Source organism: Pseudomonas sp. Tul2A7, assembly GCF_054790505.1.
The window spans coordinates 5275135-5297360 of the sequence record NZ_CP186499.1 but is presented as its reverse complement, the minus strand read 5'-3'; the positions used below and the strand labels follow the sequence as shown (position 1 = coordinate 5297360).

Genomic DNA, 22226 nt, shown 5'->3' with positions numbered 1-22226 from the left:
GAAAGCGGTGTGTCAGTTAAGCAAACATTGACTGACATGACGCCTTCGCGAGCAGGCTCGCTCCCACAGGTATTGGCGTTTGCTTCAATACACGCATTCCACGGCCATGGCCGTGGCTTCGCCGCCGCCGATGCAGATCGCCGCGATACCGCGTTTCTGCTTTCTCTGGCGCAGGGCCGAAAGCAACGTCACCAGAATCCGCGCCCCCGACGCGCCGATCGGATGGCCCAGCGCACAGGCACCGCCATGCACATTCAGCTTGTCATGCGGGATTTCCAGGTGGGTCATCGCCGCCATGCCAACCACGGCAAACGCCTCGTTGACCTCAAACAGATCGACATCACCCAGCGACCAACCGGTTTTCTTGATCAGCTTCTTGATCGCACCAATCGGCGCCACCGGGAACAGGCCCGGGGTATCGGCGAACGCGGCGTGGCCATGGATCACGGCCAGCGGTTTCAGCCCCAGTTTCTGCGCCTGCGACTGACGCATCAACACCAGCGCCGCCGCGCCGTCAGAGATCGAACTGGAGTTCGCCGCCGTCACCGTGCCGCCTTCGCGGAACGCCGGTTTCAGCGAGGCGATCTTGTCGAGTTTGGCTTTTGGCGGTTGTTCGTCGTTGCTGATCAGCACCTGTTCCTTGCCGACGGTGACGGTCAGCGGGACGATTTCGTCCTTGAAGCTGCCGTCCTTGATCGCCTGCTGCGCACGGGTGGTCGAGGCGATGGCAAAGGCGTCCTGCGCCTCACGGCTGAAGCCATTGGTTTCGGCGCAGTCTTCGGCGAAGGTGCCCATCAGGCGGCCCTTGTCGTAAGCGTCTTCGAGGCCGTCGAGGAACATCGAGTCAAGCACGCGACCATGGCCCATGCGGTAACCGGCGCGTGCACGATCCAGCAAGTACGGCGAGTTGGACATGCTCTCCATGCCGCCCGCGATGACCACATCGGCGCTGCCGGCGATCAGCATGTCGTGGGCGAGAATGGTGGTCTCCATGCCCGAACCGCACATCTTGTTGACGGTGGTGCAACGGGTCGATTTATCCAGGCCGGCGCCCAAAGCGGCCTGACGCGCAGGCGCCTGACCGAGGCCCGCAGGCAATACGCAACCAAAAAGCACTTCATCGACTGCATCGCTGGCGACACCGGCGCGTTCAACCGCAGCCTTGATCGCCGCAGCACCGAGTTGCGGCGCGGTGAGGCTTTTCAGTTCGCCCTGAAATCCACCCATTGGCGTGCGCACAGCGCTGACGATAACAATCGGATCGTTGGAAATAGTCATGACAATTCCTCCTTACTTGGCGGCCATGCGCAAGGCACCGTCGAGACGGATCACCTCGCCGTTGAGCATGCTGTTTTCGATGATATGCCGAACCAGCGCGGCGTACTCGGCAGGCTTGCCCAGACGCGGCGGGAACGGCACGCCGGCGGCCAGCGAATCGCGGACTTCCGGGGTCATGCCGGCCATCATCGGCGTTTCGAAAATGCCCGGGGCGATGGTCATCACGCGGATGCCAAAGCGTGCCAGTTCGCGGGCGGCTGGCAGCGTCAGGCTGGCGATCGCGCCTTTGGAGGCCGAGTACGCCGCTTGGCCGATCTGGCCGTCGAACGCCGCGACAGATGCAGTGTTGATGATCACACCGCGCTCGCCGTCCGCGTTGGCTTCGGATTCGGCAATCGCCGCAGCGGCCAGACGCAGCATGTTGAAACTGCCGATCAGGTTGACGTTGATCACCTGAGCAAAACTGCTCAGCGCGTGCGGGCCGTTCTTGCCGAGGATCTTCTCGCCACGGACGATACCGGCGCAGTTGACCAGACTGTTGAGGCTGCCGAAGGCTTTGACGGTGGCCTGCACGGCGGCTTCGGCAGCGGCTTCGTTGCTGATGTCGGCAACGACGCTTTGCGCGCCCAAACGCTGCGCCTGAGCGGCCACGGCTTCGGCGTTCATGTCCACCAGCATCACTTTGGCGCCGGCACTGACCAGCAATTCAGCGGTGGCAGCACCCAGGCCAGATGCGCCGCCGGTGACGATAAAAACCTTGTTCTCGATCTGCATGACTGTAATTCCTGATTCAAGCTGAAACGTTATGCGCCGCAGCCTCTTGAGCTTTGGCGATTTCCTGGTTGCGCAAGATAAAGCGCTGCAATTTGCCACTTGGGGTCTTGGGCAATTCGCTGACAAATTCGATTTCACGCGGGTACGAATGCGCGGCCAGACGTTTGCGCACATGTTGGCGCAGCTCTTCGGCCAACTCCGGAGCCGCACGGTATTGCGCACTCAGCACCACGAAAGCTTTGACCAGTTCGGTGCGCTCCGGATCGGGTTTGCCGACCACCGCCGCTTCGACCACGGCCGGGTGTTCGATCAGCGCACTTTCCACATCGAACGGGCCGACGCGGTAGCCGGACGTGGTGATCACGTCATCGCTGCGGCCGACGAAGCTGATGCTGCCGTCCGGGTTCCATTCCACGGTGTCGCCGCTCAAGTAGTAATCGCCGATGAACGCCTTGGTCGGCGCGCCTTCGTAGCCGCCGAACCAGCACATCGGCGATTGCGGGCGGTCGATGGCGAGAATGCCGGGCTGGCCGACGCCGAGTTCGTTGTACTGATCGTCGAGCACGACGATGCGATGGCCCGGCGAGGCGAAACCGGCGGCGCCGACGTGTACCGGATGGTCGAGGCCGTGGTGATTGCACAGGACCATGCCCAGTTCGGTCTGGCCGTAATGGTCGTGGATGACCACGTCGAGGTTGTCGGCGAACCAGCGGATCACTTCCGGATTCAGTGGCTCGCCAGCGCTGCTGACGATGCGCAGCTTGCCTTTGATCGACTTGGCGAACGCGTCCCCGCCGGCAATCAGCAAACGATAAGCCGTCGGTGAACCGGTGAGGTTGGTGATGCCGTACTTGTTGATCACCCGGCAGGTGCTTTCGAGGGTGAACGGGCCATCGTAGAAGGTGATCGGGTGGCCCATCGACAACGGCCCGGTGACGCCGAAATAGATGCCGTAGGCCCAGCCCGGATCGGCGACGTTCCAGAACGCATCTTCCGGGCGCAGATCGACGGCATCGCGGGTGTAGCTCTGGAACGCAACGATGGCTTTTAGCGGTACTGACAGGGCTTTCGACGGGCCGGTGGTGCCGGACGTGAACATCAACAGGAACGGATCTTCGCCGGTCAGCATGACCGGCTCGCAGACGTTGGAATAGTTGGCCAGTTCGGCCCAGAAGCTGAAATCACCTCGGACAATGCCTTGGCCTTTGGCGCCGCCGACGGTAACGAGCGTCGGGCAATCGGCGACTTCAGCGAGTTTCGGCCGATTGACCGCATCGGTGACCACGACTTTGGCCCCGGAACTGTTCAGGCGATGTTCGAGGGCTTTGGGGCCGAATGCGGTGAACAACGGCTGATACACCGCGCCGATGCGCCAAGTGGCCAATACGGTGATGAGTAATTCGATGTTGCGCGGCAGCAGGCCGGCGACTTTGTCGCCCTTTTGCACGCCTTCGGCGAGAAGGAAATTGGCGAAACGCGCGGCTTTATCCTGTAGCTCGCTGAAGGTGTACGTCGCACTGGCGCCATCACGGCCCTCCCAGAACAGCGCGATGCGCCCCGGCAAGGCGTGACGGTCGCAGCATTCGACACAGGCGTTGAGCGCCTCAAGCGTACCGCTCAGCGCGGCATCCACGGTGTGCTGATAGTTGAACTGTGCGGTGGCAGACAAGTAATCGCGCATTGCCAGAATCCCTCTGCTTTTTATTAGGTTGGGAACCGTAAACAACAGAAAGATAGTCGCGCTGTGGGGCGGCGGCGGCAATGGTCAAAGCCATCAATGTGGCTGACTGGTTTGGCCAACCCTGGCAGGCACACAACCGTTTTCTTACAAGTTGATAATTATATGTAGTGGTCGCAAAAAAGCTGGCCTGATAGCTTCAAACAACAAACACCCCCTATCTTTCTTTATCAAAAAAGGAACACACCGTGTCGCCTGAGCAAAACTTATTTAATGACAAAGATTTTATTTTCAAACAATCGGTACATGCTCAATTCAACGACCACCCTACATTACGCAGTGTTGCCAGATCGCAACTGGAAGATTATTTACATTACTGTTTGCAACCAGGCTCACTGTCCCTTGATACGTTGTTCTATCGTGATACCCGATTTGACCCGGAAGCCGAGCCCGTGCCTTATCTCGATGCATTTATTCGGGCCTTCACCGAAGGGCGCAGTATTGTTTTAACCGAAGAAAACCTGATTATTCCGGTGCAAACCGACGGCCGCGCTGGAATCGATCTTGTTGAATTCCAATCGGCTCAAAACGAAATATGCCAAACACTGGTCGCCACGTTACAGCAACAGTTGCTGGATTACTGGCAGCAACCAGCCGATAACGGCATGAGTCGTTGGCAGTGGCTGTCGGAGGTAATAAAAGATGCCTGCGCATTGAACATCAATGAATCGCTTCACCAGACAGATCCAGACTTGCATTTCGCTTTCACTGGATTGGTCGTCACATCAGAAAAACAACATCGACAACTATTTAACGAGCATTTAAGGCCGCCGGTTTATCTTTTGCAACTCACCTTGAATAACGGGACGGATAATCTCTCGCTGATCTATCCTGCCTTGCTCGTCACTGACAAGTCAGGAACAGTATTGATTCAACCCTCGGGGGCCTGGGAACGATTCAGCTCCGAAGCAGACTGCCTGCAGAATGTTGCGCGGCAATTGCAGCACCAATGGGAGTTTACCGAGCTGAGCGTCGATCGCTATGAACCTGATGCGAACATCTTTGACGAACTGGTGCGGGTCCTGATCGATCAGCAACTGGTGGAGCTTGAAAGCATCCGGATTCCGGCCGACGGCGTGTTCGAGGACGCTGAGCAGTTGTTCGATCAGATCTGCGATCCGCTTCGACTGTTGGCCGGCCAACAGCCGCATGTTTACCAAGCGGAACATGTCGACAAGCATTTGCCGCAATGGCTCAAGGACGCCGACCCTGACGATCGCCGGACTTATCGGCGTTATGTCTCGGCCATGGCCGTCACTCATTTACAGTATGACGGCGCGACGTTTTTCACCCATCTCGATTCCATTCGCGATTTTGCCTATCAAGCCCTCGTCGCTCAGATGAGCCGTGACGGACATGAGCCGGTAAATCCTGATGACATGGAACTCCACATCAAGGTTGCGCGAGGCGTACCGGGTGGATGGGGAACCGTGGAAACGACTCGCTTGGGCATCATCGATTTTGCCCTGGAAAATCTCGCCGGCCTGCCTTGGGGCACGATGACCGTCAAAGGCCTGCATCAGCGCACTGTACCCGCGTGGATGACCTCCGATTACGTCAAGGGTCTGATCCAGTCGGTGGACATTGGCCGTACCTACCCGGCGTATCTGAAACAGCATCTGCTTGAAAATCGTCCCGAGGCGTCGTCCCGACAAAATCTGTTTACGGTTCACCTGCGCAATCAATTGCCGCTCCAGGCACTAGAGGCCAAACTGACCGGCGCCCATGGTTTTGACGATGACGGTGTACGCCTGATCGTTGCGCTGGCGGATGGCAGCGAGACCTCTCAAGACATCGTCGTCAGCCCTTTGCAACTGCGGCTCGGGCCGGTTTTGAATATGTTCGTCATTGCTGCCGGCAACCGCAGTGATGCCCCCGTCGTCCTCTATCGCCCCTTCTATTCCCCTTCGTTGACCCAATACCGTTCGCGCAGCCATCTGGAACAGGCGATTCAGTCCGACGCCGCGCTGCAGAAGAGCATCCATGAATGGTACAAAACCGTGGTCAGGCACACCGGACTGCTGGGCGCTAACGAAATACGCCTGCGTTGGGAACTGAAAAACGTGTCCCCACTGCAGGGCGATGTATTTCAGCACTTGTATGAGGCGAACAGCCGGGCGCTTGTTGAGTTGGCAGACCGGCAATCAGTGTCCAACGCAGAGAGTCGCTGGGCCCATTTCAAGACGTTGAGCTGGTTGATTTTCGAGTCGTTGTTGCCGCTGGTGACCGGGCCGGCAGCCACCGCCGGATGGTTAGTGCAATTGGCGGTAAGTCTCAAAGGCGACCTGGAGGCACTGTCGCAATCGGACGGTCAGGACAAGTCATTTGCCGTGGCCGACCTGCTGCTGAATCTGGCGGCAGTCCTCATGCACGCCGGGCGCATCTCGACAGGGGCAAAAAACGCAGAAAATCTCCCGCACCTGTCGATCGAACCGGAAGTATTCGACTATTCCGTCGAAAGTCCCGCCACCGCTACGCCTGATGTGCCGGTTGTCGAAAACCGTGGTTTGCCGAGTGAGCGGCACCCGCAGGTGGACCTGTCGCTCACTGAAAACGCTTTGGCTACACCACGTTCGTCCTATTCCGGAGCGCAGAAAGCGATACTCGACAGTTTCGCGATGGAGAAGCCGGCAGATCTCGGAGAACCCGTGGCGCAAGGACGCAACAAAGGGCTATATCGATACAACGACAAATGGCACGCGCTGGTTGAAGATCAGTTTTTTCGGGTTTCGATTGAAGAAGGGCCGGTGCTTATCATTGATCCGGCGGATAACCTGCGACCCGGTCCCTTCCTGATCTCCGACGGTCAGGGGCGATGGACAGTCGATAACAAGATGTATCTCAAGGGAGGCACGCCGAACAAGCGCGGCCATGACGACTCCAACACCGAGGCGCCGGGTCCGTCACGACGGGCAGTCGCTGACAGTAGCGGTTTTCCGACGGTTGTCGAAACTGAAATCACGCCATTGCCCAAGCGCCTGTACCACTACGTGAACAGGGATAAACTGGCGACGATCAAAGCCACGAAAAGCGCGTTCATCGCCAATTCGTCCAACGATGCTTACGGCAGGCCGCAGCGCGATATCGTCGGACTGTACGTGACCGATCTCGCGCCGGACTCAATGCCGCTGCAGCAGCTTTCGGAAACCCTGTTTGGTAAAAACCGGTACAACGTCTCATCCCGTGCCAACAAGATCCACGCGGTACTGGAACTTGATCCCACGCTTTATCCAGAGGGCAGCGTAAAGCTGTTCAAGCTCGAGAGCCCGAAGCTGAAGGATCATATCTATGTCCTGCGCGGCTCGAAGAACGATTTGCAACTGCGCATCAAGGCTTCGGCGTTCGGTACCGGCACAACCACGTTGGTCAGCGTGAAGGAACTGTAACTGACGCCTCGGTCGAGCCAGCTTCGGCTGGCTGGCTGAGGATCAGGTTACGGTAGTGCCCAGGGTTGGAGCCTGCCCATTTGCGGAACGCTTTATAAAATGAGCTGACATCGGCAAACCCCAAGCGGCTGGCGATCTCGACAAAACTGATCGACGGCTCCGCCAGCCAGATAATCGCCAGCTCTTTGCGCACGCTGTCCTTGAGGCCTTGATAAGTCTGCCCTTCCTCGGCCAGGCGCCGGCGCAGCGTCGAAGCGGACATGCACAGTTGCTGGGCCAACGTCTCGGTTTCCGGCCATCGTTCGGCAGACAATTGGCGCAAGTCCTGTTTGATCCGACTGGCCAGACTTTCCGGGTCGCGGTACTTGACCAGAATGTTGGCCGGGGCGTGGGCGAGAAAGCGCTTCAGCTCTTCGGCACTGCGCTTGATCGGCAGGTCGAGGCAATCGGCGGAGAAGATCATCCGTGTCCGTGGCCGCTCGAAACGCAGGTTTTCCGAGAACATCACCCGGTAGTCATCGGTGAAGTCCGGCGCCGCACAGCGCAATTCAATCGCCAGAATCGGTATCCGCCGCCCGGCCAGCCAGCAGGCCACACCGTGGACGATCATCCAGTAGGTGAAATAGCTGAAGGCGCGGCGTGGTTCGGGATCATCTTCCATCAACACGATTTCCGCGAGACTTTGCTGGTGCAGCAGTTGCGCCGGCATGCGCTCAAGCATCAGCGACAGAAAGCTCAAACCTGTGCTCAACCCCGCTGCCAGCGTCGGTTGCGCCATCGCGCTGCGGCACAAGAACTCAAGGCTGCCGGACTTGAGCTTGCGCGGGTCCATGCCGAAAAACTCGTCATCACCGCGACGGGCCAATAACCGCCAGAGTTTCGCGTACTGCGAGGCCGGTACCCGGCCGTGCTCGGTTTGCAGCAACGCCGGATCAATCCCGACCTTGCTCAAGACTTCTGCCGTGGCCACGCCCGGGGCACAACTTTGCAGCAGCGCTTCACGCACCAGTTGAACGGCGATGGTGTCTTTTTCCGACATGGAACGCGGTGAACCTTGTTGTTTTGGGTGGCAGGCATATTACCGCAGGTGGCAAATTCAACACGAACCCCTGTAGGAGTGAGCCTGCTCGCGATGGCGTCGTGTCAGTCAGCGCTGAGTGGGCTGACCCACCGCTATCGCGAGCAGGCTCACTCCTACAGGGATCAATGCGAGGCAAAAATTGAGGTTGTTCAGCTTGCGTTCAGGTTTATGCCAATCATTGTCATGTGAGAATGCTTGTCATTATGTTACAACTTGTAACCTCTTCGAATGACTTGTTGGACACCGAATGCTCGTTCCCTTTCTGATCATGCTGCGCGAAGGCATTGAAGCCGCGCTGATCGTTGGCATTATCGCTAGCTACCTGCAACAGACCGGCCGTGGCCAATGGATGCCTGCCGTATGGATCGGGGTTTTCCTCGCTGCGGCCCTCGCCCTGCTGGTCGGCGGTGGTCTGGAACTGGTCAGCGCCGAATTCCCGCAGAAGCAGCAAGAGCTGTTCGAAGGCATTGTCGGGCTGGTCGCCGTGGCCATTCTCAGTTCGATGGTGTTCTGGATGCGCAAAGTGGCGCGTTCGATCAAGCATTCGCTGCAAGCCTCGCTGGATGAGGCGCTGACGTCCTCGAAACACCAAGTGATCGCACTGATCGCCATGGTCTTCTTCGCCGTGGCCCGTGAGGGTCTGGAGACCGTGTTCTTCCTGCTCGCGGTGTTCCAGCAAAGCGAAGGCCCGGGCGCGCCGATCGGTGCCCTGCTCGGGTTGATTCTGGCGATCATCGTCGGGTTCCTCATCTACAGCGGCAGCATGCGCCTCAATCTTTCCGCGTTCTTCAAGTGGACCGGCCTGTTCATTCTGGTGGTCGCCGCCGGGATTCTCGCCAACTCGGTGCAGGCGCTGCATGAAGCCGGGCTGTGGAATCACCTGCAGACCGTATTGTTCGACTTCAGCGCGACGCTGCCGATGGACGGGCCGCTGGGTTCGGTGCTGGCCGGCATGTTCGGTTATCAGGATGCGCCGACTGTCAGCACCCTTGGGGCCTATCTGATCTATCTGCTGGTGGCGCTGGTGATGTTCTTTTACCCGGCGCCCCCGGCCAAGCCTTCCGCGCAATCGTCTTCCGTTTCCAGCCAATAAGGGCATTCATGTCAAAGCCTAACTCTCCTCAGGCCTCCCCTCCCCGCGCCTTGCGCTGGGCGGTGGCCGGCTCGGTGGTGGTGATGATCGCCGCCGGTGGTCTGTTTTATTACGCCTCGAAAATGGCTGCGGCCAAGCGTCAGCACAACCACGATGAAGTGGTGGTGAATATCCATCCGGGCAGTTGCGAGCCGAACGCGCTGACGGTGCCGGCCGGCCGCGCCAGTTTCCGCATCGTCAACCGCTCCGACCGTGCGGTGGAATGGGAGATTCTCGACGGCGTACTCGTCGTTGAAGAACGCGAAAACATCGCGCCGGGCCTGAGCCAAGTGATCAACGCCAACCTGCAACCGGGCGATTACGCGATCACCTGCGGCCTGCTGAGCAACCCGCGCGGCACCTTGCACGTGAAGCCAACCGCCGCCTCCGACGCTGCCGCCAAAGCCAAACCATCAATAGTCGCTTTCATCGGGCCGCTGTCGGAATTCCGCGTGTATCTGGCCAGCCAGAGCAGCGCGCTGATCAAAGCCGTCACGGCGCTTAATCAAGCCATCGAAAGCGGCGACTTGAGTCAGGCGCAGGCGCTGTACCTGCCGGCACGAGCGGCTTATCAACGTCTGGCTCCAGCCGCGCAGCGCCTGGCCGAATTGGACAACAGCATCAACGCCCGCGCCGATTACTTCGAAAAACGCGAGCAGGATCCGGCCTTCGTCGGCTTCCACCGCGTCGAATACGCGCTGTTCCAGCAACGCAAACTCGATGATCTGGCCCCCGTTGCCCAGCGTCTGCTCAGCGACGTCACCACGCTTAAACAGCAACTGCTCGCGCAGAGCCTGCCACCGGAGCAACTGGTCAACATCATCGTGCGCAACCTCAACACCCTCGCCGACGTCCGCGCCGCCAGCGGTGAAGAGGAGCGCTACAGCCACAGCGACCTCAACGGTTTCGCCGCCAATGCGCAAACCGCACACAAAGTCGTCGATCTGCTGCGGCCGATGCTGACCAAGTCCGCTGCCGACCTGTTGCCGAAAATCGACCGGGCACTGGCCGACTTCGACACAGAACTCGACACCTACAAGATCAAGGACGGCTACGCCAGCTACGACTCCGTCAGTGGCGAACAACGCAAGCAGATCGCCGACAAGGCTCAGGCTCTGGCCGACGCACTGGATGGCATCGATCCCGCCCTCGGCCTCTCCGGCCTGTAAGCAGAAGACCCATTCCCGATGAAAGATCCAGAAACGCTCAACCTGCAACGTCGCCGTGTCCTGATGGGCATGGGCGCCGCCGGTGTCGCCCTCGCCGGGTCCGCCCTGAGCTGCCCGGCCATGGCTGCCGCGCCAGCACAGGTCACTGAAGCACCGAGCAGCGACAAGACCGAAGACCGCCACGATTTCCACGGTGTGCATCAGACCGGCATCGTCACCCCGCGCCCGGCGTCGGGCATGCTGGTTTCATTCGACGTGCTGGCCGGTGATCGCGAAGACCTCGAGCGGCTGTTCCGCACGCTCAACGAGCGCATTGCCTTCCTGATGAAGGGCGGCCCGGTCGCTCAAATCGACCCAAAACTGCCGCCACCGGACTCCGGCATCCTCGGCCCGAACGTCACGCCGGACAACCTGACCATCACCGTTTCCGTCGGTGAATCGCTGTTCGACGAGCGCTTCGGTCTGGCCGAGGCCAAGCCCAAACGGTTGATCCGTATGGTCGGTTTCCCCAACGATGCGCTGGATGCCGATTGCTGTCATGGCGACCTGAGCCTGCAGTTCTGCTCGAACACCGCCGACACCAACATCCACGCCCTGCGCGATATCGTCAAAAACCTGCCCGACCTGCTGCTGGTACGCTGGAAACAGGAAGGCAGCGTGCCGCCGCAAGCCCCGGCGAAACCCGGTGTGCCAGCGCAATCGGCACGCAATTTTCTCGGGTTCCGTGATGGCTCGGCCAACCCCGACTCTAACGACAGCAAGGCCATGGATCGCCTGGTCTGGGTGCAACCGGGCAGCGACGAGCCGGCCTGGGCGGCGCACGGCAGCTATCAAGCGGTGCGGATCATCCGCAACTTCGTCGAGCGCTGGGATCGCACGCCGTTGCAGGAACAGGAAAGCATCATCGGCCGGGTCAAAACCACCGGTGCACCGATGGGCGCGCAGCATGAAAGCGAAGTCCCGGATTACAGCAAAGACCCGGCCGGCAAGCTGACCAAACTCGACGCGCACATTCGTCTGGCCAACCCGCGCACTGCCGCGACTCAGGCCAACCTGATCCTGCGCCGGCCGTTCAACTATTCCAACGGCGTGAACAAGAACGGTCAGCTCGACATGGGCCTGCTGTTCATCTGTTACCAGGCTGATCTGGAAAAAGGCTTCATCACCGTGCAGACCCGCCTCAACGGCGAGCCGCTTGAGGAATACCTCAAACCGGTCGGCGGCGGCTACTTCTTCACCCTGCCGGGTGTCACGGGCGACCAGGACTTCATCGGCCGCTCGCTGCTCAACGCCACACAACCGAAAACAGCCGCATAAAACAATCTCGACACTGGAGCCGCCCCCATGAAAAAAACGCCACTCGCGTTATTGCTGACCCTTGGTTTGCTCAACACCCCGCTGTCGGCATTCGCTGCCACAGCACCGCTGGATCTGGTGGGGCCGGTTTCGGACTACAAGATCTACGTCACCGAACAACTCGATGAACTGGGTAGCCACACCCAGCAGTTCACCGATGCCGTGAAAAAAGGCGACCTCGCCACCGCGCAAAAGCTCTATGCACCGACCCGCGTTTACTACGAGTCGATCGAGCCGATTGCCGAACTGTTCAGTGACCTCGATGCGTCCATCGACTCCCGCGTCGACGATCACGAGAAAGGCGTGAAGGCTGAAGACTTCACTGGTTTCCACCGCATCGAGTACACGCTGTTCTCGGAAAAAAGCACCCAAGGCCTGAACGAACTGGCGGACAAGCTCAACAGCGACGTCAAAGACCTGCAGACTCGCGTGGCTGGCCTGACTTTCCCGCCGGAGAAAGTCGTCGGTGGTGCCGCTGCGCTGTTGGAAGAAGTCGCCGCGACCAAGATCTCCGGCGAAGAAGATCGCTACAGCCACACGGACCTGTATGACTTCCAGGGCAACATCGACGGCGCGAAGAAAATCGTTGATCTGTTCCGTCCGCAGATCCAGCAGCAGGACAAGGCGTTTGCAGCAAAGGTCGACAAGAACTTTGCCACCGTCGACAAGATTCTGGCCAAGTACAAGACCAAGGATGGTGGTTTCGAGACGTATGACAAGGTGAAGGATAACGACCGTAAAGCGCTGGTCGGGCCGGTGAATACACTGGCGGAAGATCTGTCCACGTTGCGTGGCAAGTTGGGTCTGAATTAAGTTTTTTAGCGTCTGTTGAGGCCCTATCGCGAGCAGGCTCACTCCTACATTTGGAATGCGTTCCCCTGTAGGAGTGAGCCTGCTCGCGATAGCGGTTGTATGACCGCTACAAATTTAAAGCCTTACAAAATCCGGTAAAGCAACCGCTCAATCCGCACCCGACTCACGCGCTTGAGAAACTTGGCCACCCCGGCCGGGTATTCCGGCAACGTCTCCAGATTCTGAAAGCTGTCGATCCGCGTGGTATGGCGGAAAATCTCTTGCAGCTCCTTCGCCCGCGGCTCCAGCCATTCCCCTTTCGGATCATCGATCAACAACGCATTTTCCAGGTCGAGGCGGAACGCCCGAGGATTGAGGTTGTTGCCGGTCAGCAGCGTATAGCGCTGATCAACCCACATGCCCTTGAGGTGATAGGTGTTGTCGCCATCACGCCACAAATGCAGGTTCAACTGACCGCTGTCGATGTTGCGCTGATGCCGTTTGGCGAAGCGGCGCAGGCTGATCTCGTACAGATACGGCAGCGCTGCGATCACCTTGAACGGCTCGCTCGGTGGGATATAGAAGTCGTTGGCGGTCTTGTCGCCAACGACGATGTCGATCTTCACCCCACGGGCCAGCGCGCGGTTGATCTCGCGGATCACACCCAGCGGCAGATTGAAGTATGGCGTGCAAATGGTCAGCTGTTTTTGCGCGCTGGCGATCAACTCGAGAATCGCACGGTTCAACGGGTTGTTCTTGCCGACGCCCAGCAACGGAGTGACTGACAGGCCTTCTCTTGCCGTACTGCCGGTGGCCGTGTCGTACGTTGCATATTTGAGGCGACTACGCAGATCGCCGATATCGTTGCGCAGGCTACGCGTGGTCGGCAGGTTGGGCAGATCGAGGCGATGCACCGCTTTCGATTCGATCAGACCGTGTTTGACCAGATGATGCATCGAGTCCGCCAGTTCGTGGCTTTGCAGCACGTGATAGCGGTCGAAGCGGTACTTGTCGAATTTGTGCAGGTAAACGTTGTTCAGGCTCGCGCCGCTGTAGACCACGCAGTCGTCGATCACGAAGCCCTTCAAATGCAGCACGCCGAACAGCTCGCGAGTCTGCACCGGCACGCCGTACACAGGCACTTCGCTTTGGTGCGTGCGGGTCATTTCCTGGTACCACGCCGAGTTGCCCGGCTGCTTGCCGGCACCGATCAGTCCACGCTGGGCGCGCAACCAGTCGACCACCACGGCGATTTCCAGCTCGGGACGCTTGAGCTTGGCGGCGTGCAAGGCATCGAGGATTTCCTGACCGGCTTCGTCTTGCTGCAGATACAGCGCAACGATGTAGATGCGCTGGGTCGCTGCGGCGATTTTCTCGAGCAGGCAACGACGAAATTCAGCGGCGCCGGACAGAATGGTCACGGCCTCGGCGGTCAGCGGGAAGCTGCGCAATTTGGGCAGCAAGGAGCGTTTGAAAAGCAACGGCATAGGGCTCGCAATGGGTCGAATCCGAAGAACCCGAGAGCTTACACCATCGCATCCTTCGGGTCTGCCCGCCGAAGACTCGTTCCCACGCTCTGCGTGGGGATGCCTCAACGGACGCTCTGCGTTCGGCTTTTTAGGAACGCAGAGCGTTCTTGGCTGCATTCCCACGCGGAGCGTGGGAACGGTCAAATAAAATTACTCGCTTGACCAAGGAGAACATTCGTTCTACTGTTCATCGCATGAACGAAATCACTAGCAATGACACACGCGACATCATTCTGGATGTCACCGAAAAGTTGATCTACAAAAGTGGCATCGCTGCCACCAGCATGGATCTTCTGGTGAAAACCGCCGGCGTCTCCAGAAAAAGCATCTACCGCTACTTTGCCGACAAGGACGCCTTGACCGTCGCCGCCCTGCAACGTCGAGACGTGCGCTGGATGCACTGGTACAGAAGCGCTGTCGATCAGGCCGAAACCCCGGCCGATCGCCTGCTCAACCTGTTTACGGTGCTTAAAAGCTGGTTCGCCTCGGAAGGTTTTCGCGGCTGCGCCTTCATCAATACCAGCGGCGAAACCGGTGACCCGCAAGACCCGGTGCGGCTGGTCGCCAAAGAACACAAACAGAAGCTGCTCGACTACGTGTGCGAGCTGTGTACCGAACATGGTGCCGAGGACCCGCAACTGCTGGCCAGACAGCTGCTGATCCTGATTGACGGTGCCATTACCGTAGCGCTTGTGATGGGTGATCACAGTGCCGCCGATAATGCGCAATGCATGGCGCGAAAGTTATTGGACCTGTAACGCCTTAATAAGCCCGACAAGTTGTTTTAACCGTTAACTATTTCGGGAGACTGATATGTCTACTGCAGCCCAGGTACGTCCGCCATTACCGCCCTTCAACCGTGAATCTGCCATCGAGAAAGTTCGACTGGCCGAGGATGGCTGGAACTCTCGCGACCCGGAACGGGTTTCGCTGGCTTACACCCTTGATACCAAGTGGCGCAATCGCGCCGAATTCGCCAACAGCCGTGAAGAGGCCAAAGCGTTTTTGACCCGTAAATGGGCGAAGGAACTGGATTACCGTTTGATCAAGGAACTGTGGGCCTACTCCGATACGCGCATCGCCGTGCGTTATGCGTATGAATGGCACGATGATTCGGGCAACTGGTTCCGCTCTTATGGCAATGAAAACTGGGAATTCGATGAGCAGGGACTGATGTTCCAGCGCTATGCCTGCATCAACGACATGCCGATCAAGGAAAGCGAACGCAAGTTCCACTGGCCGCTGGGCCGTCGCCCGGATGATCACCCGAGCTTGTCTGACCTGGGTCTCTAAGCCAACACAGATCCAATTGTAGGAGTGAGCCTGCTCGCGATAGCGGTGTGTCAGTCAACATATAAGTTGAATGTTCAGACGCCATCGCGAGCAGGCTCACTCCTACAGGGGATGTGTGGGGTTCAAGCTACGGCGGCAGTCTTCTCGGCCTCCAGCTCGCGCACCAGCGGCAATACGCGCCGCCCGAAATATTCGACCTCTTCCTGAAAATGCAGAAACCCCGCCAACACCAGATCCACACCCACCGCTTTCAACGCGACAATCCGCTCGGCAATCTGCAACGGCGTGCCAATCAAATTGGTCTTGAAACCATCGTTGTACTGCACCAGATCCTCAAACGTTGATTTCGCCCAGTTGCCCTCGCCCTCCGGTGAAGCCCGGCCCGCCTGCTTCGCCGCATCGCCAAAAGCGTTTACCGCTTCCGGATCAGCCTGATCGATGATCTGCGCAAGTACCGCCCGCGCCTCCTCTTCGGTATCGCGGGCAATGACAAACGCGTTCACGCCAATCTTCACCGAATGCTTGTTGGCTGCAGCTTTCTGACGAATATCGTCGACCTGCGCCTTGATCCCTTCAACGCTGTTGCCATTGGTGAAATACCAGTCCGAAACCCGCGCCGCCATGTCACGTGCCGCACGCGAACTGCCGCCCTGGAAGATCTCAGGACGACCCAGCGGTTTCGGTTTCAGGCTGTAATTGTCGAAGCGGTAGAAGTCGCCGCGAAAGGTGAAGTTGTCCTGACTCCACACGCCGCGCAATGAACGAATGAACTCTTCGGAACGACGATAACGCTCGTCGTGCTCCAGCCAATGTTCGCCGATGGCCTGGAACTCGCCCTTGAACCAGCCACTGACGATGTTCACCGCGATGCGGCCGTTGGTGAGTTGGTCGATGGTCGCCAGCTGTTTTGCAGCCAACGCTGGTTGCCACGGGCCGGGTAGGATCGCTGCGATCACCTTGAGTTTACTGGTGGCCGCGAGTAACGCGTGGCTGAACGCGACTGACTCATGCTGGAACTCCGCACCGTAACCGGCGGTGAAGCGGATTTGCGTCAGCGCATATTCGAACCCTGCGGCTTCGGCGAGTTGCGCCAGTTTGCGGTTGTAATCGATGCCCCAATCGGTGCGCTGTTCGATCTTGCTGACCACCAGCCCACCACTGACGTTCGGCACCCAGTAGGCAAATTTTACGGCTTGCTGACTCATTGGCGTGTCCTCGGGATGTTTGCGGAGATGAGAGTGGTAGAGCAGCAAGCGTGCCAGCCTGGAAATGCCCGGTTTTGTTGGTTTTTTCGATTGTGCAGATGTTTTGCACAAGGAGATTTGTTGTCTGGGTGTCGGTTGGGCAACAGTGGGTGATGGAGTGGCCGGACTGGCGTCATCGCGAGCAGGCTCACTCCTACATTTGGAATGCGCTCCCCTGTAGGAGTGAGCCTGCTCGCGATTGGGCTTTACAGGTCGCCGCAACACTTGGAAATGAGTAACATGACCGCCCTCCCCGCAGCCAAATCTGCGCCCTGCCGAATAAGCCGATTCCATGCCCTTCGAACTCAGCGTTGACCTCACCACCCTCGCCATCCTGGCCGTTGTCGCTTTCATTGCCGGTTTCATCGATGCCATCGCCGGCGGTGGCGGTCTGTTGACCACGCCTGCACTGCTGACGGCCGGCCTGCCACCGCATCTGGTACTCGGCACCAACAAGTTGAGCTCGACCTTCGGTTCGGCCACCGCCAGTTTCACCTTCTACAAACGCAAGCTGTTCCACCCTCGACAGTGGACGCATGCGATTGTCGGCACTTTGATCGGCGCACTGACCGGCGCCATCGTCGCCCATTACCTGCCGGCCGAATGGTTGAACAAGATGCTTCCGGTAATCGTCTTCGCCTGCGGCCTGTATCTGTTGTTCGGCGGCACGCCAAAAGCACCGCTGGACAGCGATGCGCCGATCAAAAAGAAATGGCAGTCGACCCAGGGCTTCAGCCTCGGTTTCTACGACGGCGTGGCGGGTCCGGGCACAGGCGCGTTCTGGACAGTCAGCAGTCTGCTGCTTTACCCGATCGACCTGGTCAAGGCCAGCGGTGTGGCGCGCAGCATGAACTTCGTCAGCAACATTGCGGCGCTGTCGGTGTTCGTGTTTTCCGGGCAGGTGGACTGGATCATCGGCCTGAGCATGGGCCTGTCGGTGATGGTCGGCGCGTTCTTTGGCGCGCGCACCGCGATCAGCGGTGGCGCCAAGTTCATTCGCCCGGTGTTCATCACCGTAGTGCTCGGTTTGACCGTGCGCCTAGCCTGGCAGCACTGGTTCAGCGTGGCCTAAGCGCCGCGCGACGTAGACGTCGATCAGGTAACGGGCAATCGACTTGGACGCCGGCAACGGCGGCAGGTCGTGCACGTTGAACCACTGGGCATCTTCGATCTCGTCTTCCTGACAGACAATCTCGCCACCGGCGTACTCGGCATGGAAGCCGAGCATCATCGAATGCGGGAACGGCCAGCACTGGCTGCCCATGTACTGAATGTTCTGCACCTCGATCTGCACTTCTTCGCGCACTTCACGAATCAGGCAATCCTCGGCCGACTCGCCAGGTTCAGCGAACCCGGCCAGCGTGCTGTAAACCCCGGTGACGAAGCGCGGTGAACGCGCCAGCAGAATCTCGTCGCCACGGGTAATCAGCACGATCATGCTCGGCGAAATCCGCGGATAACTACGCAGATCGCACGGCTGGCAATACATCGCCCGCTCGCGCGGCACCTGCGTCATCGCCTGGCCGCAATTGCCGCAGAAGCGATGTTCGCGGGCCCACGTGCCGATCTGTGCGGCGTAACCGAGCACTTTGTAGATGGTGTGATCGCCATCAAGCATGAACGCCCGCAGGCCTTTCCAGTTACAACCCGACACTTCGCTGGCACTGCGCAGTTCCAGCAAGTACACCGGCTCGCCATCGAGATGGCCGATGCCGTGCTCGGCGAGGATCGACAAGTCCTGACGCTTGAGCCATTCACGTGGGAACAGCGCGCCGTTGTCGTCGAACAAAAAGCCTTCCGGGCTGCGCGCCACGGCCCAGCCGCCGGGTTGATCGGTGTCCAGTACTGCAGTGGTCCAGCGAGATGTCATGGTTTCTCAGTCCAGAAATTCGGGTTTCTGTTTGCTCATATGGGCGGCCATGGCCACGCGCAAGTCGGTGGATTGCAGCATGGCGGCGTTCCAGGTGGCAACGTATTCGAGGCCGTCGTCAATGCGATGGTCGCGCATGTAGCTGATCATTTCCTTGGTACCGGTGACCGCAATCGGCGACTTCGAAGCGATATCGCGGGCGATGTCCAGCACGCCTTCGAGTAGCGCGTCCTTGTCGCTGTAAACGCGGTTGACCAGGCCGATGCTGCGCGCCTCGTCAGCGCCGAAAGTGCGACCGGTGTAAGCCAGCTCACGCAGCATGCCGTCACCGATGATCCGTGGCAACCGTTGCAAAGTGCCAACATCGGCGGCCATACCGATATCGATTTCCTTGATCGAGAATTGCGCGTCCTCGGCGGCGTAACGCATATCGCACGCGGCGATCAGATCGATGGCGCCCCCCAGGCAGTAACCTTGAATGGCCGCCAGCACGGGTTTGCGGCAGCTGTCGACGGCGGTGAACGAGGCTTGCAGGGTGAGAATCTTGCGACGCAGCAGGCGCGCATTGCGACCGACGTCCTTGCCCAGTTCATTGGCGACGCCGGCGAGCATCATCAGGTCGATGCCCGAGGAAAAATGTTTACCGTTGCCGCTGAGCACCACCACGCGCACTTCGTCGGTGTCGTCGATCCACTGGAAGATCTCGACGATCTCGCTCCAGAACGCCGCGTTCATCGAGTTGATCTTTTCCGGACGATTGATCTGCACATGGGCGATGTTGTCGGCCAGTTCGACGCTGAAAGCGGAGTATTGAGTCATGGCAGTGATCCTTTACCGGGCTGAAAATGAGGCCCGAACTATAACAAGGCATCACGGTGGCGGTTCGGCCAAATGCGGGACTGTCTAGAGTTTTACTTCGCCTGTGCCGGCCTCTTCGCGAGCAGGCTCGCTCCCACCCTGTTGAAATGCATTTTCCCCTGTGGGAGCGAGCCTGCTCGCGAAAGCGTTCGATCAGTCACTACAAATCATCTGGCCAAACGCCGCAACCCAAACAACATCCCCCCCGCCCCCAGCAACATCGCCGCCAAAAACAGCGGATAGGAAATCCACCACGGTGTCCCCGCCGTCATCATGCTGAACTCCGACATGCCGCCAATACTGGCAATCAGGTTCAACGGCAGAAACACCACGTTGATCAACGTCAGTTTGCGCAGCAGGTTGTTCATGCTGTTGTTCATCAGATTGCCACGCGCATCGATCAGCCCGGAAAACACCGTTGAGTAGATCTCCGCCTGCTTGTAGCACTGGTTGTTTTCGATGATCAGGTCGTCGATCAGGCCAAGTGCTTCACTGCCGAAATGCTGCTTCTCGGCATGATTGCGCAGGCGCGTGAGGACCGCGCCGTTGCTGTGCAGCGCGTTGATGTAATAGATCAGGCTTTCGCTGAGATTGAACATCTGCACCAAGTGCTGGTTCTGCATCGAGGCGTTGAATTTCTGCTGCAACTCACGGGCGACCAGTTTGATCACCTTCAGGTGCCCGAGGTAGTGATGGATGTTGTTGAACAGCAAGTCGAGCAAGACATCCAGCGGCGTATTCAGCGGCTGGCGGGTGCTGAGGCCGTGCAGCGGCGTGTCATCGGTGGCGATCACCAGCAATTGCCCGGGCGCGAACAACAGCCCGCAGGACGACACCTCAAATGCCAGCGTGCCACCGCCGGAATAGTTTTCCGGGCGCTTCCAGATCAGGAACAGATGGTCGGGATGGAACTCAATGCGCGACACCTCGTCCGGGTCCAGCGCTGACGCCAGTGCATGCTCGTCGACTTTGAAATGACTGTGCAGCAAGTCGCGCTCGGCGGCATCGGGGTTGCTGAACAGCATCACCTCGGCGTCCAGTCGCTCGACCCGCTGCAGGGCGCCATGGCTGAGTGCAAAGCTGTTGATCATCGGCGCCTCACCACGCCTGGCCGCGACGCTTGAGTTCCAGGCGGCGCACGAACTCTTCCAGCACCAGTGAATACAGATCGTCGTGCAAATAGGCGTCTTCAATACCGGCGTCGAGGTTGGGGTTGTCGTTGACTTCGATCACCACCACTTTGTCGCCGGCCTGCTTCAGATCGACGCCGTAGAGGCCGTCGCCGATCAGATTGGCGGTCTTCACCGCCAGTTCGACCACCGCGCGCGGTGCTTCGTGGATCGCCATCGTACGGCATTCGCCATTGACGTCCTGGCCTTTGGCCTTGTGGTTGTAGATCTGCCAATGGCCTTTGGACATGAAGTACTGGCAGGCGAAGATCGGTTTGCGGTTAAGCACGCCAATGCGCCAGTCGTACTCGGTGTAGAAAAACTCCTGAGCCAGCAGCAACACCGAGTGTTCGAACAGTTCGGCGGTCGCTTCGAGCAGCGCCTGCTGGCTTTCGACCTTGATCACTCCACGGGAAAAACAGCCATCGGGAATCTTCAGCACCAGCGGAAAGCCAAGCCGCTCGCCCACGCGCTCGAAGTCTTCGGGTCGCTCCTTGTAGAGAATTTCGGTGGCGGGCATGCCCAGTTGATGGCTGTTGAGCAGATCGGTCAGGTACACCTTGTTGGTGCAGCGCAGTATCGACGTCGGGTCATCCATCACCACCAGCCCTTCGCTCTCAGCCTTCTTGGCGAATCGGTAAGTGTGATTGTCGACGCTGGTGGTTTCGCGAATCAGCAAACCGTCGTACTCGGCCAGGCGTGCGTAATCCTTACGTTCAATCAGTTCGACGTCGATGCCCATGCCTTTGCCTACCCGGACGAAATTCGCCAGTGCCTTGGCGTTGGACGGCGGCAGGGCCTCTTGCGGATCGTGCAGTATCGCCAGGTCGTAACGCGCTACTTGCGGCGAGCGCGGTACACGCCAGACTTTACGGCTGAAACCGTCCAGCGCGTTGGCAAACTGATCTTCCTGATCATCGCGCAACTTGTGCAAGGCGCCGGATTTTATACCTTCGATGTGCCAGCCGTTAGTTCGACGAAACTCAACTAACAGAATCGGACAGGGAAATACTTCAAACAACTGGCGGGCCAGATCCTGTAACGGCTCGATATGTGTCCGACCGAAATACAGGGTCAGGGTGAAACCTTCGGTATCACTGTAGAGATGATGACTAAGGGCTTTCTCGAGGGTTTTATCGAGATCATCCAGCGCCAGGCCGTACAGTGACTTCTTCGTCAGTTCGCTGATGGTGCGAACCGACGGAATCACCTTGTGTCCCCGAGCCTCAGCCAGCAGCGAGCAGTAGTAGCCATGGCCCAGGTACTTGTAGCTGCGGCACAGATTGATCACCTGTACACGTTTGCCCGGCTCGCTATCACAGCTGTGCTCGAGATATTCCTGCGCCGTCAGGATGTCCTCACTGGGGAAGTATGACGCCCAGTCTTCCTTGCGTTCGACAATAATCAACACTTGGCTGGATGCCTTAATCGCCGAACTTAAATAAGTTGCCGCCGGCAAACTTTGCTCGGATACTTCGCGCCAATGACCCTGTACCGCTGACATAGAGATTGATCCGTTGGAGAACAAGACCTTTTCTATTAAGCACGAAGTTTTTT

Annotated in this window: 18 protein-coding genes; 8 read left to right on the top strand and 10 right to left on the bottom strand. The window is 58.8% G+C overall.

All coding sequences use genetic code 11. The annotated features are described in order from the left end of the window. Window positions 1-84: 84 nt before the first annotated feature. The 3 genes from ACOYXJ_RS23690 to ACOYXJ_RS23680 are packed head-to-tail and all read right to left on the bottom strand — an operon-like array spanning window position 85 to window position 3733. Window positions 85-1278 carry an acetyl-CoA C-acyltransferase gene (locus ACOYXJ_RS23690; RefSeq protein ID WP_460371772.1) on the bottom strand — a complete coding sequence of 398 codons (1194 nt, stop codon included), beginning with the start codon at window positions 1276-1278 and terminating at the stop codon, window positions 85-87. A 12-nt stretch (window positions 1279-1290) separates the two neighbouring features. Then, window positions 1291-2052: an SDR family NAD(P)-dependent oxidoreductase gene (locus ACOYXJ_RS23685; protein ID WP_460371770.1), complete on the bottom strand. Its 762-nt coding sequence runs from the start codon at window positions 2050-2052 to the stop codon at window positions 1291-1293. Between the two features lie 16 nt (window positions 2053-2068). Continuing rightward, on the bottom strand, window positions 2069-3733 hold the full coding sequence (locus tag ACOYXJ_RS23680) for an AMP-binding protein (protein ID WP_460371768.1): 1665 nt from the start codon (window positions 3731-3733) through the stop codon (window positions 2069-2071). Between the two features lie 245 nt (window positions 3734-3978). Here ACOYXJ_RS23680 and ACOYXJ_RS23675 point away from each other — a divergent pair, with 245 nt between their 5' ends. After that, window positions 3979-7176, top strand: a complete 3198-nt coding sequence (locus ACOYXJ_RS23675) for a dermonecrotic toxin domain-containing protein (protein WP_460371766.1) — start codon at window positions 3979-3981, stop codon at window positions 7174-7176. Here ACOYXJ_RS23675 and ACOYXJ_RS23670 read toward each other — a convergent pair. Next, on the bottom strand, window positions 7157-8215 hold the full coding sequence (locus tag ACOYXJ_RS23670; RefSeq protein ID WP_460371764.1) for an AraC family transcriptional regulator: 1059 nt from the start codon (window positions 8213-8215) through the stop codon (window positions 7157-7159). The genes ACOYXJ_RS23675 and ACOYXJ_RS23670 overlap by 20 nt on opposite strands. Window positions 8216-8504: 289 nt before the next feature. On the opposite strand from ACOYXJ_RS23670, the gene efeU reads away from it, so the two are divergent. Genes efeU through efeO (ACOYXJ_RS23650) form a run of 4 tightly spaced genes read left to right on the top strand, consistent with a single transcriptional unit; the run spans window position 8505 to window position 12727 of the window. Continuing rightward, the gene (gene efeU, locus ACOYXJ_RS23665) at window positions 8505-9350 is read left to right on the top strand and encodes an iron uptake transporter permease EfeU (protein WP_460371762.1); all 846 of its coding nucleotides are present in this window, start codon (window positions 8505-8507) and stop codon (window positions 9348-9350) included. 8 nt (window positions 9351-9358) lie between these two features. After that, complete coding sequence (gene efeO / locus ACOYXJ_RS23660) at window positions 9359-10558, top strand: iron uptake system protein EfeO (protein WP_460371760.1); 1200 nt, start codon at window positions 9359-9361, stop codon at window positions 10556-10558. A gap of 18 nt (window positions 10559-10576) precedes the next feature. Beyond that, the gene (efeB, locus tag ACOYXJ_RS23655; protein WP_460371758.1) at window positions 10577-11875 is read left to right on the top strand and encodes an iron uptake transporter deferrochelatase/peroxidase subunit; all 1299 of its coding nucleotides are present in this window, start codon (window positions 10577-10579) and stop codon (window positions 11873-11875) included. A gap of 27 nt (window positions 11876-11902) precedes the next feature. After that, on the top strand, window positions 11903-12727 hold the full coding sequence (gene efeO / locus ACOYXJ_RS23650; RefSeq protein WP_460371756.1) for an iron uptake system protein EfeO: 825 nt from the start codon (window positions 11903-11905) through the stop codon (window positions 12725-12727). A 122-nt stretch (window positions 12728-12849) separates the two neighbouring features. Here efeO (ACOYXJ_RS23650) and pssA read toward each other — a convergent pair whose 3' ends face one another. Beyond that, the gene (gene pssA / locus ACOYXJ_RS23645; RefSeq protein WP_150792675.1) at window positions 12850-14193 is read right to left on the bottom strand and encodes a CDP-diacylglycerol--serine O-phosphatidyltransferase; all 1344 of its coding nucleotides are present in this window, start codon (window positions 14191-14193) and stop codon (window positions 12850-12852) included. 236 nt (window positions 14194-14429) lie between these two features. On the opposite strand from pssA, the gene ACOYXJ_RS23640 reads away from it, so the two are divergent. Together ACOYXJ_RS23640 and ACOYXJ_RS23635 are read left to right on the top strand one after the other, a co-directional pair. Then, window positions 14430-14993: a TetR/AcrR family transcriptional regulator gene (locus ACOYXJ_RS23640; protein ID WP_150792674.1), complete on the top strand. Its 564-nt coding sequence runs from the start codon at window positions 14430-14432 to the stop codon at window positions 14991-14993. 55 nt (window positions 14994-15048) lie between these two features. Further along, on the top strand, window positions 15049-15528 hold the full coding sequence (locus tag ACOYXJ_RS23635; protein WP_150751338.1) for a nuclear transport factor 2 family protein: 480 nt from the start codon (window positions 15049-15051) through the stop codon (window positions 15526-15528). A gap of 122 nt (window positions 15529-15650) precedes the next feature. Here the strand turns inward: ACOYXJ_RS23635 and sfnG are convergent, their stop codons facing one another. After that, window positions 15651-16733 carry a dimethylsulfone monooxygenase SfnG gene (sfnG, locus tag ACOYXJ_RS23630; RefSeq protein WP_150792672.1) on the bottom strand — a complete coding sequence of 361 codons (1083 nt, stop codon included), beginning with the start codon at window positions 16731-16733 and terminating at the stop codon, window positions 15651-15653. Window positions 16734-17064: 331 nt separating this feature from the next. On the opposite strand from sfnG, the gene ACOYXJ_RS23625 reads away from it, so the two are divergent. Beyond that, a complete protein-coding gene (locus ACOYXJ_RS23625) occupies window positions 17065-17844 on the top strand; it encodes a TSUP family transporter (RefSeq protein ID WP_102899826.1) in 780 nt (259 codons plus the stop codon). On the opposite strand, the gene nudC is transcribed toward ACOYXJ_RS23625, so the two are convergent. The 4 genes from nudC to ACOYXJ_RS23605 form a co-directional block, all read right to left on the bottom strand. Beyond that, window positions 17812-18642 carry an NAD(+) diphosphatase gene (gene nudC, locus ACOYXJ_RS23620; protein WP_150776608.1) on the bottom strand — a complete coding sequence of 277 codons (831 nt, stop codon included), beginning with the start codon at window positions 18640-18642 and terminating at the stop codon, window positions 17812-17814. The genes ACOYXJ_RS23625 and nudC overlap by 33 nt on opposite strands. Window positions 18643-18648: 6 nt before the next feature. After that, window positions 18649-19461 (bottom strand): crotonase/enoyl-CoA hydratase family protein, encoded by an 813-nt coding sequence (locus ACOYXJ_RS23615; protein ID WP_460371754.1) that lies wholly within the window; start codon window positions 19459-19461, stop codon window positions 18649-18651. A gap of 206 nt (window positions 19462-19667) precedes the next feature. Beyond that, window positions 19668-20591: a magnesium transporter CorA family protein gene (locus ACOYXJ_RS23610; RefSeq protein WP_460371752.1), complete on the bottom strand. Its 924-nt coding sequence runs from the start codon at window positions 20589-20591 to the stop codon at window positions 19668-19670. A gap of 7 nt (window positions 20592-20598) precedes the next feature. Next, window positions 20599-22173, bottom strand: coding sequence for a RimK family protein (locus tag ACOYXJ_RS23605; protein WP_034153949.1), 1575 nt, complete (start codon window positions 22171-22173; stop codon window positions 20599-20601). Window positions 22174-22226: the final 53 nt, after the last annotated feature.

What these genes read in the sequence shown, in the direction of transcription:
- ACOYXJ_RS23610 (WP_460371752.1), bottom strand. Translation starts at nt 20,591, where the DNA reads ATGATCAACAGCTTTGCACTCAGCCATGGCGCCCTGCAGCGGGTCGAG.
- ACOYXJ_RS23685 (WP_460371770.1), bottom strand. Translation starts at nt 2,052, where the DNA reads ATGCAGATCGAGAACAAGGTTTTTATCGTCACCGGCGGCGCATCTGGC.
- ACOYXJ_RS23635 (WP_150751338.1), top strand. Translation starts at nt 15,049, where the DNA reads ATGTCTACTGCAGCCCAGGTACGTCCGCCATTACCGCCCTTCAACCGT.
- sfnG (WP_150792672.1), bottom strand. Translation starts at nt 16,733, where the DNA reads ATGAGTCAGCAAGCCGTAAAATTTGCCTACTGGGTGCCGAACGTCAGT.
- efeO (WP_460371760.1), top strand. Translation starts at nt 9,359, where the DNA reads ATGTCAAAGCCTAACTCTCCTCAGGCCTCCCCTCCCCGCGCCTTGCGC.
- efeO (WP_460371756.1), top strand. Translation starts at nt 11,903, where the DNA reads ATGAAAAAAACGCCACTCGCGTTATTGCTGACCCTTGGTTTGCTCAAC.
- nudC (WP_150776608.1), bottom strand. Translation starts at nt 18,642, where the DNA reads ATGACATCTCGCTGGACCACTGCAGTACTGGACACCGATCAACCCGGC.
- ACOYXJ_RS23605 (WP_034153949.1), bottom strand. Translation starts at nt 22,173, where the DNA reads ATGTCAGCGGTACAGGGTCATTGGCGCGAAGTATCCGAGCAAAGTTTG.
- ACOYXJ_RS23670 (WP_460371764.1), bottom strand. Translation starts at nt 8,215, where the DNA reads ATGTCGGAAAAAGACACCATCGCCGTTCAACTGGTGCGTGAAGCGCTG.
- pssA (WP_150792675.1), bottom strand. Translation starts at nt 14,193, where the DNA reads ATGCCGTTGCTTTTCAAACGCTCCTTGCTGCCCAAATTGCGCAGCTTC.
- ACOYXJ_RS23680 (WP_460371768.1), bottom strand. Translation starts at nt 3,733, where the DNA reads ATGCGCGATTACTTGTCTGCCACCGCACAGTTCAACTATCAGCACACC.
- efeB (WP_460371758.1), top strand. Translation starts at nt 10,577, where the DNA reads ATGAAAGATCCAGAAACGCTCAACCTGCAACGTCGCCGTGTCCTGATG.
- ACOYXJ_RS23625 (WP_102899826.1), top strand. Translation starts at nt 17,065, where the DNA reads ATGCCCTTCGAACTCAGCGTTGACCTCACCACCCTCGCCATCCTGGCC.
- ACOYXJ_RS23690 (WP_460371772.1), bottom strand. Translation starts at nt 1,278, where the DNA reads ATGACTATTTCCAACGATCCGATTGTTATCGTCAGCGCTGTGCGCACG.
- ACOYXJ_RS23615 (WP_460371754.1), bottom strand. Translation starts at nt 19,461, where the DNA reads ATGACTCAATACTCCGCTTTCAGCGTCGAACTGGCCGACAACATCGCC.
- ACOYXJ_RS23640 (WP_150792674.1), top strand. Translation starts at nt 14,430, where the DNA reads ATGAACGAAATCACTAGCAATGACACACGCGACATCATTCTGGATGTC.
- efeU (WP_460371762.1), top strand. Translation starts at nt 8,505, where the DNA reads ATGCTCGTTCCCTTTCTGATCATGCTGCGCGAAGGCATTGAAGCCGCG.